Origin of the sequence: Mycobacterium sp. 20KCMC460 (assembly GCF_022179425.1) — a bacterium.
In the GTDB taxonomy this organism is placed as follows: domain Bacteria; phylum Actinomycetota; class Actinomycetes; order Mycobacteriales; family Mycobacteriaceae; genus Mycobacterium; species Mycobacterium kiyosense.
In genome coordinates this window covers 2,465,764-2,478,282 of sequence record NZ_AP025524.1, presented here as the reverse complement: position 1 = coordinate 2,478,282, position 12,519 = coordinate 2,465,764, and the positions used below count along the sequence as shown (strand labels likewise).

Here is a 12,519-nt window from a genome sequence, read left to right as displayed (position 1 = left end):
CACATGGGGGTGTTTGCCCGCTGTACGCGGCCTCAAACGGCGCTGTCACGGTGCGATTAGAGTGCACCTGTGGTTGCACACATCACCGAGGGTACCGCCTTCGACAAGCACGGTCGGCCGTTCCGGCGCCGCAACCCCCGCCCCGCGATCATCGTGGTGATCTTCCTGATCGTGGTCACCGGCGTGGTGTGGACGGTGGCGCTGACCCGCCCGGCCGACGTCCGCGAGGTCGCCGTGTGCAACCCACCGCCGGAGCCTGTCGGCACCGCGCCCCCCGCCAAGCTGGGTGAGCCGGTGTCACGATCGGACATGATCGACGTGGCGCCCGCCAAACTCAGCGACACCAAAGTCCGCGTCCTCAACGCCAGCGGCCGCGGCGGCCAGGCCGGCGACGTCGCGGGGGCGCTGCAGGATCTGGGCTTCGCGCAGCCGACCGCCAGCAACGACCCGATCTACGCCGGTACCCGCCTGACCTGCCAGGGCCAGATCCGGTTCGGCACCGCCGGGCAGGCCACTGCGGCCGCGTTGTGGCTGGTCGCGCCGTGCACCGAACTGTTCCGCGATAACCGCGGCGACGACTCCGTCGACCTCGCCCTGGGCACCGACTTCAATTCGCTGGCACACAACGACGACATCGACGCCGTGCTGGCCACCCTGCGGCCCGGCGCCACCGAACCGGCCGATCACACACTGCTGGCGAAGATCCACTCCACCAGCTGCTGACCGCGTCAATCAGGTCAATCCAGCGGCTCCAGCCCGCCGGCGTCATCGAGGGCCGCCAGCAAGGCGTCGCCGATGCCGGGTGCGGCCGCCACCACGAGTCCGGCGCCGCGGACATCGGGCCCCGGTAAGACCACCCGGGCGCCGGCCTCGGCGGCGATCAGCGCACCCGCGGCCTGATCCCACACCTGTAAACCGTGCTCGTAGAACGCGTCCAGCTGACCCGCCGCGACCATGCACAAGTCCAGCGCGGCCGACCCGATGCGCCGCACGTCGCGGACCACCGGCAGCAGCTGGGCCAGCAGCGCCGCCTGCCGGCGGCGGCGCGCCGGCAAATACCCGAAACCGGTGCCCAACAACGCCATTGACAGATCGTCGACGTCGGTACAGCGCAGCCGTTGCGTCCCGTGCTGGTCGGTGACGTGCGCCCCGCACCCAACCGCCGCCGAATACACCCGCCCCGCAACGACATCGGCCACCGCGCCCGCGACCGACGCGCCGTCGACCTGCGCGCCGACCGACACCGAGTAGGCGGGTAGCCCGTAGACGAAGTTCACGGTGCCGTCGATCGGATCGAGCACCCAGGTGACCGCTGCGGCCCCGGCCGGCGCACCGCCGGTGTCCTGGAGCGGGCCACCGCCCTCCTCGCCCAGGATCGGATCGCCGGGCCGAAGCTGACCCAACCGGTCGCGGAGCAGGTTTTCGGTGTCGGTGTCGACCACGGTGACCGGATCGGTGGGCGTGGTCTTGGCGCGGACGGCGTCGACCTCGGAGGTGGATCCGGCTCGAGTGGCATCGCCGAACACCTCGACCCGCCGGCGGCGCACGAACGCCGCCGCCTCGGCCGCGAGCTGTTCGGCCACCGCCCGCAACTTCGCGGGCTCGTTATCCAGTGGGGTCACCGGTCTATCGCATCACAAGTGCTGACTTCCCAACGGGCCCATCCCGCCTCACCACCGCACCCCCGCAAGGTCGCTATGGTGGGCGCACCACCAAGTCTCATCGAGGAGATCGCGATGACCAGCAGCGTCCCGGGGCCCGATCCGTCGGACACACCGACCGGTCACCCGCCGCAGCGCCGAGGATTCGGCATCGACGTCGGCGGCAGCGGCATCAAGGGCGCGATCGTCGACCTGGAAACCGGACAGATGATCGGCGACCGGATCAAACTGCTCACCCCCCAGCCGGCCACGCCCGCGGCCGTCGCCAAGACCATCGCCGAGGTCGTCAACGGTTTCGGTTGGACGGGCCCGCTGGGCGTGACCTATCCCGGGGTGGTCACGCACGGAATCGTGCAGACGGCGGCCAACGTCGACAAAGCCTGGATCGGGACCAACGCCCGCGACATCATCAGCACCGCACTCAACGGCCAGGAAGTCACCATCCTCAACGACGCCGACGCGGCCGGGCTGGCCGAAGAGCGTTACGGCGCGGGCCGGGGCCACGAGGGTCTGGTCGTGCTGCTCACCTTCGGAACCGGCATCGGTTCGGCAGTGATACACAACGGAAAGCTGATCCCCAACACCGAGTTCGGCCACCTCGAGGTCGGCGGCAAGGAGGCCGAACACCGGGCCGCGTCGTCGGTCAAGGAAAAGAACGGGTGGAGCTACGAGAAGTGGGCCAAGCAGGTGACCAAGGTGCTGGTCGCCATCGAGAATGCGATCTGGCCCGACCTGTTCATCGCCGGCGGCGGGATCAGCCGCAAGGCCGACAAGTGGGTACATCTGCTCGAGAACCGCACCCCGGTGGTGCCCGCCACCCTGCAGAACGCCGCCGGAATCGTGGGGGCGGCAATGGCGTCGACCCAAGACGTGACGCACTGAATTTTCGCCGCTCGACCGGTACGCGTGGGCGGTGAAGTTACAATGGTCGTCGGCGGCCGCCCAAACCGATAGCGCGCGATACTCACGCTGATATCAAACGCCGACATTCGACATAACAGACACTTTCGGTCAACCATGCCCAGACCCACCGGAAGTGCGTCCAACCGAAGGGGTGTATGTGGCAGCGACGAAGGTAACTCCGGCGACCGATGAGCCGGTGAAGCGCACCGCCACGAAGTCTCCAGCCAAGCGCACGGCGGCCAAGGCCGCCCACGGCACCGCCCCTGCGAAGCGGGCAACGAAGACCGCCGAGACCGAGCACGACGAGGCGCCCGGCGAGGCTCCGAAGAAGACCCGCGCCAAGGCGGCCAAGGCCCCCTCGTCGCGCGCGGCAAAGCCGGCAGACGACGCCTCGGTCGGCGGCGACGTCGCTCTGGACGCAGCCGTGGAGATCGACACCGACATCGACGTCGAGCCCGGCGAGGATCTCGAAATCGATGCTGCCGATCTTGCCCTCGACGACCTCGAGGAAGACGTGGCCGTCGACGCCGACCTCGAGACAGGTGACGTCGAGGACGGCGAGGTGACCCCGTCCGGGGTGGCCGACGAGGCTGCCGCCGAGGACGAAGAGGAAATCACCGAGCCCACCGAGAAGGACAAGGCGTCCGGGGACTTCGTCTGGGACGAAGACGAGTCCGAGGCCCTGCGACAAGCGCGTAAGGACGCCGAGCTCACCGCGTCGGCCGACTCGGTTCGCGCCTACCTGAAGCAGATCGGCAAGGTGGCGCTGCTCAACGCCGAGGAAGAGGTTGAGCTGGCCAAGCGGATTGAGGCCGGCCTGTACGCCACCCAGCTGATGGTGGAGCTGAGCGATCGTGGCGAGAAGCTGCCCGCCGCGCAGCGCCGCGACATGATGTGGATCTGCCGCGACGGTGACCGCGCGAAAAACCATCTGCTGGAAGCCAACCTGCGGCTGGTGGTGTCGCTGGCCAAGCGCTACACCGGCCGTGGCATGGCGTTCCTGGACCTCATTCAGGAAGGCAACCTGGGCCTGATCCGCGCGGTGGAGAAGTTCGACTACACCAAGGGCTACAAGTTCTCCACCTACGCCACCTGGTGGATTCGCCAGGCCATCACCCGGGCCATGGCCGACCAGGCCCGCACCATCCGCATCCCGGTGCACATGGTCGAGGTGATCAACAAGCTGGGCCGGATCCAGCGCGAGCTGCTGCAGGACCTGGGCCGCGAGCCGACTCCCGAAGAGTTGGCCAAGGAAATGGACATCACCCCGGAGAAGGTGCTGGAGATCCAGCAATACGCCCGGGAACCCATCTCGCTGGACCAGACCATCGGCGACGAGGGCGACAGCCAGCTGGGCGATTTCATCGAGGACAGCGAAGCTGTTGTCGCCGTCGATGCCGTTTCCTTCACCCTGCTGCAAGATCAGCTGCAGTCGGTGCTGGACACGCTCTCGGAGCGCGAAGCCGGCGTGGTGCGGCTGCGTTTCGGGCTTACCGACGGTCAGCCCCGCACGCTGGACGAGATCGGTCAGGTGTACGGGGTCACCCGGGAGCGCATCCGCCAGATCGAGTCCAAGACGATGTCGAAGCTGCGTCACCCGAGCCGTTCGCAGGTGCTGAGGGACTACCTGGACTAGGGGCGACTCCCGGCCGCCGCATCGATACTGTGGCCCCTGCCAGGCGCCCGCCAGCACGTCTTGCCGGCTCAGACACGAGATGCTCTGCGCCGCATCGGAAGTGCTCTTGTCTAGGTTGGCGCGACGGTGGCCTACGTCTGCACGGGCGGGAACGAACCGTCAGCGGCCGGCGGATAGGCCACCGCTTCGACCACCGCACTCACCGGCAGCGCGCCGTACAGATGCGGAAACAGCATCGACTCGGGGTCGCCCGGCACCCCCGGCTCCCACCGCACCGGTGCGACCAACGCCGCGGCATCGATGTACAGCAGCACCATGTCCCGGCGACCCGCGTAGAGGCGGTTCGCCGGCAGGTGCACCTGCTGAGGCGTCGACAGATGCACGAAGGTCTCCGCACCCGAACCGGGGGCTTCGGGACTGATCGAGCCGGCGCGGCGGGCGTCGGCCCACTCCTGCTCAGAGCACAACCGCACCAACATTTCCGGGGTTTGTAACACGAGGATTACCCTGCCCCAAATTTGGGCAAATATTCGTGAGAAACGACACACCCAATAACGGTCGGGGAACAAGGCAAAAACTCCGAACGTCTGACAGAGTGAATTTATCGCCAGAACGGAGGAGCCATGAACGCAACTCTGACCAGTCCCGAGCTCACTCGCGCGGACCGCTGCGACCGCTGCGGTGCCGCCGCTCGGGTCCGCGCCAAGCTGCCTTCGGGTGCTGAGCTCCTCTTCTGCCAGCACCACGCCAACAAGCACGAAGCGAAGTTGGCGGAGCTGGCGGCCGTCCTGGAGGTCAGCGGCCAGTAATTGCCGCCGAACTCGCCCGGGGCCAATGCAGCGTGGCGGGTCTTCGTGAGTAATGCTGGACGGGATGACCGTCGCGCAAGCTCCTAAGCCTTCCCGCCATCACGTTTGGCACCTCAGCAAAAGGACTCTGTCCAAAGCCTGGGACGACTCGATTTTCTCCGAGTCAGCCGAAGCGGGTTTTTGGACCTGCCTTTCCACGCCACCGCTGCTGCTGGGGATACTGGGGACGCTGGCGTGGGTGGCTCCGCTGTTCGGTGCGGACACGTTGTCGTCCATCACCAAGAGCATTCTGTCGACGGCCCGAAACTTCTTCTCCCCCAACGTGGTCAACGAGATCATCGAGCCTACGATCCGGGACATCACCGCCACCGCCGGCGGCGAGGTGGCATCCCTGGGCTTCCTGATCTCGCTGTGGGCGGGGTCATCGGCGATCTCCTCGTTCGTGGACGCCATCGTTGACGCTCACGACCAGACGCCGTTGCGCCATCCGGTCCGGCAGCGGTTCTTCGCGCTGTTCCTGTACATCATGATGCTGATTTTCGTGGTGGCGACCGCACCGGTGGCGGTGGTCGGACCCCGCAAGGTCAGCGAACACATCCCGATCGGCCTGCAGAACCTGCTGCACTACGGCTACTACCCGGCGCTGATTCTCGGCCTGATGGCCGGGGTGACCGTCCTGTACCGGGTGGCGCTGCCGGTCCCGCTGCCGACGCATCGGCTGATACCGGGCACAGTGCTGGCCACTGTGGTGTTCCTGGTGGCCACCCTTGGCCTGCGGCTCTACCTGAGATGGATCGGCAGCACCGGTTACACCTACGGCGCGCTCGCCACACCGATCGCGTTCCTGTTGTTCGCCTTCTTCGGTGGCTTCTCGATCATGATCGGCGCCGAACTCAACGCCGCCATCCAGGAGGAATGGCCGGCGCCTGCGACGCACGCACACCGTCTCCGCAAATGGTTGGTCGGCCGGACCGCGGCCCTGTCCGGCAGGGAGGATCCGGCGCCTCCGACCCCGAAAGCGAGTCCAGATCCCGCGCCCGCGCAGCCGAAGACGTGATCAGCCCTTCTTGAGCCGGTCGTAGATCTGTTTGCAGTCGGGGCAGACCGGCGAGCCCGGCTTGGCGGCCTTGGTCACCGGAAAAACCTCTCCGCACAACGCGACAACGTGATTGCCCATCACCGCGCTCTCGGCGATCTTGTCCTTCTTGACGTAGTGGAAGTATTTCGGAGTGTCGCTGCCGGTCCCGTCATCGGCGCGTTCATCGGCGTCGGTGCGCTCAATCGTCTGGGTCTCCATGCCTAACATTGTGCATCCTGACCTGCCGCCTGACACCGGGGAACCACAACATGCTCAGGTGTGCAACAGTGGAGGGATGAAGCGCGGCCCGCAGCTGGGTTTCGACGAAGAGGGCAAACCAGTACTGATCACTGCTGCTGCCACCTCCTACGAGGAGCAGCATCGGGCGCGGGTGCGTAAATACCTGACTTTGATGGCATTCCGGATCCCCGCACTGCTGCTGGCCGCGTTCGCTTACGGCGCCTGGCACAACGGGCTCATCTGCATGTTGATCGTGGCGGCCTCCATACCGTTGCCGTGGATGGCGGTGCTGATCGCCAACGACCGCCCGCCGCGCAGCGCCGAAGAACCGCGACGCTTCGACGACGGTCGGGGGCGGACGCCGTTGTTCCCGACCGCGGAGCGGCCGGCGCTCGAGCCGCGACGCCCGGCGCAGGCGGAATGGCAGACGATCGACCCGGACAGTTCCGACTAACCGGTCCACTCGCCTCACTTCTCAGCACATTCTCAGGTCACCTCTGTATTTCTGCACGTCACAGCGTGTGAGATCGCAACCTCGTGGGAACTCTGCGACCGGGCTTCTCGTTAACCACTTACAAGTCAAGCCAACCGGGAGGGCGCAATGGCCGATGCCACAAAGAGGGCGACCACAAGCCGCATTGACGGCGATCTGGATGCTCAGAGCCCAGCAGCTGACCTCGTTCGCGTATATCTGAACGGCATCGGCAAGACGGCGTTGCTCAACGCCGCTGACGAAGTCGAACTGGCCAAGCGCATCGAGGCCGGCCTTTACGCCGAGCATCTGCTGGAAACCCGAAAGCGCCTCGGCGAGAATCGGAAACGCGACCTGGCCGCGGTGGTGCGCGATGGTGAGGCCGCACGCCGTCATCTGCTGGAAGCGAACCTGCGCCTGGTGGTTTCGCTGGCCAAGCGCTACACCGGCCGCGGCATGCCGCTGCTGGATCTCATCCAGGAAGGCAACCTGGGTCTGATCCGCGCGATGGAAAAGTTCGACTACACAAAGGGTTTCAAGTTCTCCACGTACGCGACCTGGTGGATCCGTCAGGCCATCACCCGGGGCATGGCCGACCAGAGCCGCACCATTCGGCTGCCGGTGCATCTGGTGGAGCAGGTCAACAAGCTGGCCCGGATCAAGCGTGAGATGCACCAGAACCTGGGGCGCGAGGCCACCGACGAGGAGCTCGCCACCGAGTCCGGGATTCCGGTCGAGAAGATCAACGATCTGCTCGAGCACAGTCGCGACCCGGTCAGCCTGGACATGCCGGTCGGCTCCGAAGAGGAGGCCCCGCTCGGTGATTTCATCGAGGACGCCGAGGCTATGTCGGCGGAGAACGCGGTCATCGCCGAGTTGCTGCACACCGACATCCGCAGCGTGCTGGCCACTCTCGACGAGCGTGAGCACCAGGTGATCCGCCTGCGCTTCGGCCTGGACGACGGCCAGCCGCGCACCCTGGATCAGATCGGAAAGCTGTTCGGACTGTCCCGGGAACGGGTGCGGCAGATCGAGCGCGATGTCATGTGCAAGTTGCGCCACGGCGAGCGGGCTGATCGGTTGCGGTCCTACGCCAGCTGAGGCCAATGTCGGAGCAGCCGATGTAGTTTGGCAAGCTTTATCGGAGACGGTGTGCCCGCCGCGGTTGCGCGGCGGGCATACTGCTGCGGTGGGGCGTTTTGCACGAACCACTCGCGCGGCTGGCGAAGTAGACTCGGCGGCAACGGAGGATGCTAAATGAACGACTTGGTTGATACCACCGAGATGTACCTGCGAACGATCTACGACCTCGAAGAAGAGGGCGTGACGCCGCTGCGTGCCCGGATCGCCGAACGCCTCGAACAGAGCGGGCCCACCGTCAGCCAGACCGTCTCGCGGATGGAACGCGACGGGCTCCTCCGCGTGGCAGGTGACCGTCACCTCGAGCTCACCGACAAGGGCCGCGCACTGGCCATCGCGGTGATGCGCAAGCACCGCCTCGCCGAGCGCCTGCTGGTCGACGTGATCGGGCTGCCGTGGGAGGAAGTGCACGCCGAAGCATGCCGGTGGGAGCACGTGATGAGCGAGGACGTCGAGCGCAGGCTGGTCAAGGTGCTCGACAATCCGACCACCTCCCCGTTCGGCAATCCGATCCCGGGTCTGTTGGACCTCGGCGTCGGCCCGGAGTCCCGCGCCGCGGACGCCGACCTGGTCCGCCTGACCGAATTGCCGGGCGGGGCACCGGTCGCCGTCGTCGTCCGCCAGCTCACCGAACACGTCCAGGGCGACATCGACCTGATCACCAGGCTCAAGGACGCCGGTGTGGTGCCCAACGCGCGCGTCACGGTGGAGACCAGCCCCGGCGGCGGGGTGACCATCGTGATCCCCGGTCACGAGAACGTCACCCTGCCGCATGAGATGGCCCACGCCGTGAAAGTCGAAAAGGTCTGATCCACCCGCCAGTCCCCTAACCGGCGCGCCGGCGGTATTTCTGCCGCGGCGGCATGCGCACTCCGAGCTGCTCGGCCAGTTGATACCCGGTGTTGGCCAGGCGCCGAATCTCGTTGGGCCGCAACCCCGATTGCAACGCCGTATCCAGCATCCCCGCCATCCGATGATCCGGGTCGCAGCGCAGCGCGGCCTCCAGCGACACCCCCCGCCAGCGGTCCGTCGCCGCGGACGTAGGCGCTGAACGCCAGCAGCACCAGGGCCTCCACCCGCCACGGCTGTGGCAGCTGCCGCGCCAGCACCGACCACAACGACTCCGCCGCGTCGGCGCTCTCGGCGACGGCTAGGGCGTAGAGCGTGTCGCGCACCTGGGTATCGGTCAGGGCACAGCCCAGCCGAGCCACTTCGGCATCCGACAACGATTGGCCGTCCATGAAGCGGGCAGCGACCGCCAAGACGTTCTCAACGTCGTTACGGCAACAGCCCGCGGCGTCTGCCCGGCGCGCCTTCTCCCGTACCTTGGCCGCCTTCTCGACCGCCGGTGCCAGCGCGGCCGCACGTAGCGGGTCCTGCGCGATCACCGCCTGCAGGTCGGCACGCCGGGGATAGAGGCGGCGGCCGTCCAGCACCGCCGCCGCGGCCAGCGGTGACGCCGACGGATCATCGACCCCCCCGTGGGCACCGCAGTCGTCAACACAGTGCCAGCGCCCGCCGCGCGCAATCTCGTCGACCACATGCGCCGCGTACAACTCGATGTCGTACCGGGCAAGGGCATCGTTGAGCGCTTCGCACAGCCGCCGATACTCCTCGTTGCACACCGAACAGTGCGCACCCTCGGCATCGACGATCACTACGATCGCGGCTTCCGGCTCGGCGCCGGCGGCAACCTGGGCCAGTTGGTCCACCCGGTCGATCAGGCCCTCGTCCAGGTCGGCTCGCATCACCGCGCCCAATCCACCGCGCTCCAACGACACCAAGACCAGCGATTTCTCCGGCACGAAGCCGAGGATGGCGGGCAGCGCGGCGATCAACGAGCCGGGGCGGTTCAGTTCAAAGTCGTTTCGATGCTTCGTCATGACGACCACGCTGACGACCGGCACCGTCAGTTGGTGCTCGCACAACGTGATTCGGCGCCCGCTTGTGGAGAAAGTCGCGACTGTGGGCCTTATCGTCTATCTCATGACTTCCATGCGCGAATACGACCTGGTCGTTATCGGATCAGGGCCAGGCGGACAGAAGGCCGCCATCGCCGCGGCCAAGTTGGGCAAGTCGGTCGCGATCGTGGAGCGTGGCCGGATGGTCGGCGGGGTCTGCGTGAACACCGGCACCATCCCGTCGAAAACCCTGCGCGAGGCGGTCGTCTACCTGACCGGAATGAGCCAGCGCGAACTGTACGGCGCGAGCTACCGCGTGAAGGACAAGATCACCCCGGCCGACCTGCTGGCCCGCACTCAGCATGTGATCGGCAAGCAGGTCGACGTAGTGCGTTCACAGCTGATGCGCAACCGCATCGACCTGGTCCTGGGCCACGGCCGGTTCGTCGACCCGCACACCATCCTGGTGGAGGAAGACTCCCAGGGTGAGCGTGTGACGGTCAGCGGCGACTACATCGTCATCGCCACCGGCACCAAACCGGCGCGACCGTCCGGAGTCGAGTTCGACGAGCGCCGCGTGCTGGACTCCGACGGCATCCTGGACCTGAAATCGCTGCCGGCGTCGATGGTCGTGGTGGGCGCCGGGGTGATCGGGATCGAGTACGCGTCGATGTTCGCCGCCTTGGGCACCAAGGTGACGGTGGTGGAAAAACGCGACACCATGCTCGATTTCTGCGATCCGGAGATCGTCGAAGCGCTCAAGTTCCACCTGCGCGACCTTGCGGTGACCTTCCGGTTCGGCGAGGAGGTGACCGCGGTGGACGTCGGCGCCGCGGGCACCGTCACCACGCTGGGCAGCGGCAAGCAGATTCCCGCCGAGACCGTCATGTACTCCGCCGGGCGCGAAGGCCAGACCGCGAACCTCGGCCTGGAGAACGCGGGCCTGGAAACCGACAATCGCGGCAGGATTTTCGTCGACGACCAGTTCCAGACGAAAGTCGAACACATCTACGCCGTCGGCGACGTCATCGGATTCCCGGCGCTGGCGGCGACCTCAATGGACCAGGGCCGGTTGGCCGCCTACCACGCCTTCGGCGAATCGACCGACGGCATCACCGCGCTGCAGCCGATCGGCATCTACTCCATCCCGGAGATCTCCTACGTCGGAGCCACCGAGGTGGAGCTCACCAAAAACTCGATCCCCTACGAAGTGGGAGTGTGCCGCTACCGGGAACTCGCCCGCGGACAGATCGCCGGCGACTCCTACGGCATGCTCAAGCTGCTGGTGTCCACCCGCGACCGCACGCTGCTCGGAGCGCACATCTTCGGCACCAGCGCCACCGAGATGGTCCACATCGGGCAGGCCGTCATGGGATGCGGCGGAACCGTCGACTACCTGGTCGACGCGGTGTTCAACTACCCGACGTTCTCCGAGGCCTACAAGGTCGCCGCCCTGGATGTCACGAACAAGATGCGCGCCCTCAGCCAGTTCCTGCGCTGAACGCAGCAAGCGAATAGAAATTCGCCCTGATGCGTTGATACGAGTGTCAGCAAATTCCGCTGACGCAATCGCACGTTCCACCAGCGATTGAGAGAGACTGTTTGGGGCACCCTGGATACGCCTTGAGACCCCCGAGAGGAGGCTCCACCCATGTACGAGGATGAAGCACGGTCCGACCACACGCCCGGGCAGGCGCAGGAATACCAGCCCGGGCAATCCGGCATGTATGAGCTGGAGTTCCCGGCGCCTCAACTGTCGGCGTCCGACGGCCGCGGACCGGTGCTGGTACACGCACTGGAGGGCTTCTCCGACGCCGGCCATGCGATCCGGTTGGCCGCCGCGCACCTCAAAGCGGCCCTGGACACCGAGCTGGTGGCGTCCTTTGCGATCGACGAACTGCTGGACTACCGCTCCCGCCGGCCGCTGATGACGTTCAAGACCGACCATTTCACCAAATACGACGACCCCGAGCTCAGTCTGTACGCGCTGCGCGACAGCGTCGGCACCCCGTTCCTGCTGCTGGCCGGCATGGAGCCGGACCTGAAATGGGAACGCTTCATCACCGCGGTGCGGCTGCTGTCCGAGCGGCTCGGTGTGCGACGGACCATCGGTCTGGGCACCGTCCCGATGGCCGTCCCGCACACCCGGCCCGTCACGATGACCGCACACTCCAACAACCCGGACCTCATCGGCGACTTTCAACCGTGGATCTCCGAGATCCAGGTCCCCGGAAGCGCGGCCAACCTGCTCGAATACCGCTTGGCCCAGCACGGCCACGAGGTCGTCGGATTCACCGTCCACGTCCCGCACTACCTGACCCAGACCGACTATCCCGCGGCAGCGCAGGCATTGCTCGAGCAGGTCGCCAAGACGGGCTCTCTGGAACTGCCGCTGACGGCGCTGGCCGAGGCGGCCGCCGAGATCCGGGCCAAAATCGACGAACAGGTTCGGGCGAGCGCGGAAGTCGCTCAAGTGGTGACGGCACTCGAGCGCCAGTACGATGCGTTCATCGACGCTCAGGAAAACAGGTCCTTGCTGACGCGAGACGAGGACCTGCCTAGCGGAGATGAACTCGGAGCAGAGTTCGAGCGTTTTCTGGCTCAGCAGGCCGAGAAGAAGCGTGACGACGACGACACGGGCTAACGCTGCGTGACGTCCTGACGACAACGAGGTTGGCG

At 66.5% G+C, this 12,519-nt stretch carries 13 protein-coding genes and 1 pseudogene; 10 read left to right on the top strand and 4 right to left on the bottom strand.

Features of this window, described 5'->3' with window-relative positions:
* The first annotated feature begins 69 nt into the window (after nt 1–69).
* Nucleotides 70–723: an envelope integrity protein Cei gene (gene cei / locus MKCMC460_RS11640; protein ID WP_236976391.1), complete on the top strand. Its 654-nt coding sequence runs from the start codon at nt 70–72 to the stop codon at nt 721–723.
* 14 nt (nt 724–737) lie between these two features.
* Here the strand turns inward: cei and MKCMC460_RS11635 are convergent, their stop codons facing one another.
* Entirely contained in the window at nt 738–1,622 is an 885-nt protein-coding gene (locus MKCMC460_RS11635; protein ID WP_236976392.1) for an inositol monophosphatase family protein, read from the bottom strand.
* Between the two features lie 114 nt (nt 1,623–1,736).
* Between MKCMC460_RS11635 and ppgK the strand changes: the two genes are divergently transcribed.
* On the top strand, nt 1,737–2,543 hold the full coding sequence (gene ppgK, locus MKCMC460_RS11630) for a polyphosphate--glucose phosphotransferase (RefSeq protein WP_236976393.1): 807 nt from the start codon (nt 1,737–1,739) through the stop codon (nt 2,541–2,543).
* 172 nt (nt 2,544–2,715) lie between these two features.
* A complete protein-coding gene (locus tag MKCMC460_RS11625) occupies nt 2,716–4,200 on the top strand; it encodes an RNA polymerase sigma factor (RefSeq protein WP_370653166.1) in 1,485 nt (494 codons plus the stop codon).
* 131 nt (nt 4,201–4,331) lie between these two features.
* Here the strand turns inward: MKCMC460_RS11625 and MKCMC460_RS11620 are convergent, their stop codons facing one another.
* Nucleotides 4,332–4,679, bottom strand: a complete 348-nt coding sequence (locus MKCMC460_RS11620; RefSeq protein ID WP_236976395.1) for a DUF952 domain-containing protein — start codon at nt 4,677–4,679, stop codon at nt 4,332–4,334.
* A gap of 144 nt (nt 4,680–4,823) precedes the next feature.
* Between MKCMC460_RS11620 and MKCMC460_RS11615 the strand changes: the two genes are divergently transcribed.
* The gene (locus tag MKCMC460_RS11615) at nt 4,824–5,009 is read left to right on the top strand and encodes a hypothetical protein (RefSeq protein WP_055578419.1); all 186 of its coding nucleotides are present in this window, start codon (nt 4,824–4,826) and stop codon (nt 5,007–5,009) included.
* Between the two features lie 64 nt (nt 5,010–5,073).
* On the top strand, nt 5,074–6,066 hold the full coding sequence (locus tag MKCMC460_RS11610) for a YihY/virulence factor BrkB family protein (RefSeq protein WP_236976396.1): 993 nt from the start codon (nt 5,074–5,076) through the stop codon (nt 6,064–6,066).
* Here MKCMC460_RS11610 and MKCMC460_RS11605 read toward each other — a convergent pair whose 3' ends face one another.
* The gene (locus tag MKCMC460_RS11605; RefSeq protein ID WP_180918064.1) at nt 6,067–6,306 is read right to left on the bottom strand and encodes a DUF3039 domain-containing protein; all 240 of its coding nucleotides are present in this window, start codon (nt 6,304–6,306) and stop codon (nt 6,067–6,069) included. It abuts the gene before it with no gap.
* Between the two features lie 76 nt (nt 6,307–6,382).
* On the opposite strand from MKCMC460_RS11605, the gene MKCMC460_RS11600 reads away from it, so the two are divergent.
* The 3 genes from MKCMC460_RS11600 (at nt 6,383) to ideR (ending at nt 8,749) form a co-directional block, all read left to right on the top strand.
* Nucleotides 6,383–6,781 (top strand): DUF3099 domain-containing protein, encoded by a 399-nt coding sequence (locus MKCMC460_RS11600; RefSeq protein WP_370653112.1) that lies wholly within the window; start codon nt 6,383–6,385, stop codon nt 6,779–6,781.
* Between the two features lie 147 nt (nt 6,782–6,928).
* Nucleotides 6,929–7,900, top strand: coding sequence for a sigma-70 family RNA polymerase sigma factor SigB (gene sigB / locus MKCMC460_RS11595; protein WP_236976400.1), 972 nt, complete (start codon nt 6,929–6,931; stop codon nt 7,898–7,900).
* A 156-nt stretch (nt 7,901–8,056) separates the two neighbouring features.
* Nucleotides 8,057–8,749 carry an iron-dependent transcriptional regulator IdeR gene (gene ideR, locus MKCMC460_RS11590; RefSeq protein ID WP_238305749.1) on the top strand — a complete coding sequence of 231 codons (693 nt, stop codon included), beginning with the start codon at nt 8,057–8,059 and terminating at the stop codon, nt 8,747–8,749.
* Between the two features lie 16 nt (nt 8,750–8,765).
* On the opposite strand, the pseudogene MKCMC460_RS11585 reads toward ideR, so the two are convergent.
* Nucleotides 8,766–9,822 (bottom strand): annotated as a pseudogene (locus tag MKCMC460_RS11585) (DUF4192 domain-containing protein).
* A gap of 112 nt (nt 9,823–9,934) precedes the next feature.
* Here MKCMC460_RS11585 and sthA point away from each other — a divergent pair.
* Together sthA and MKCMC460_RS11575 are read left to right on the top strand one after the other, a co-directional pair.
* Nucleotides 9,935–11,341 carry a Si-specific NAD(P)(+) transhydrogenase gene (gene sthA, locus MKCMC460_RS11580; protein WP_236984242.1) on the top strand — a complete coding sequence of 469 codons (1,407 nt, stop codon included), beginning with the start codon at nt 9,935–9,937 and terminating at the stop codon, nt 11,339–11,341.
* A 150-nt stretch (nt 11,342–11,491) separates the two neighbouring features.
* On the top strand, nt 11,492–12,484 hold the full coding sequence (locus MKCMC460_RS11575; RefSeq protein WP_238305747.1) for a proteasome assembly chaperone family protein: 993 nt from the start codon (nt 11,492–11,494) through the stop codon (nt 12,482–12,484).
* Nucleotides 12,485–12,519: the final 35 nt, after the last annotated feature.

Bases quoted from the DNA above. Each gene is read 5' to 3' on its own strand.
- MKCMC460_RS11600 (WP_370653112.1), top strand. From the start codon at position 6,383: ATGAAGCGCGGCCCGCAGCTGGGTTTCGACGAAGAGGGCAAACCAGTA.
- sthA (WP_236984242.1), top strand. From the start codon at position 9,935: ATGCGCGAATACGACCTGGTCGTTATCGGATCAGGGCCAGGCGGACAG.
- MKCMC460_RS11575 (WP_238305747.1), top strand. From the start codon at position 11,492: ATGTACGAGGATGAAGCACGGTCCGACCACACGCCCGGGCAGGCGCAG.
- MKCMC460_RS11615 (WP_055578419.1), top strand. From the start codon at position 4,824: ATGAACGCAACTCTGACCAGTCCCGAGCTCACTCGCGCGGACCGCTGC.
- sigB (WP_236976400.1), top strand. From the start codon at position 6,929: ATGGCCGATGCCACAAAGAGGGCGACCACAAGCCGCATTGACGGCGAT.
- MKCMC460_RS11605 (WP_180918064.1), bottom strand. From the start codon at position 6,306: ATGGAGACCCAGACGATTGAGCGCACCGACGCCGATGAACGCGCCGAT.
- ideR (WP_238305749.1), top strand. From the start codon at position 8,057: ATGAACGACTTGGTTGATACCACCGAGATGTACCTGCGAACGATCTAC.
- ppgK (WP_236976393.1), top strand. From the start codon at position 1,737: ATGACCAGCAGCGTCCCGGGGCCCGATCCGTCGGACACACCGACCGGT.
- MKCMC460_RS11610 (WP_236976396.1), top strand. From the start codon at position 5,074: ATGACCGTCGCGCAAGCTCCTAAGCCTTCCCGCCATCACGTTTGGCAC.
- MKCMC460_RS11620 (WP_236976395.1), bottom strand. From the start codon at position 4,679: ATGTTGGTGCGGTTGTGCTCTGAGCAGGAGTGGGCCGACGCCCGCCGC.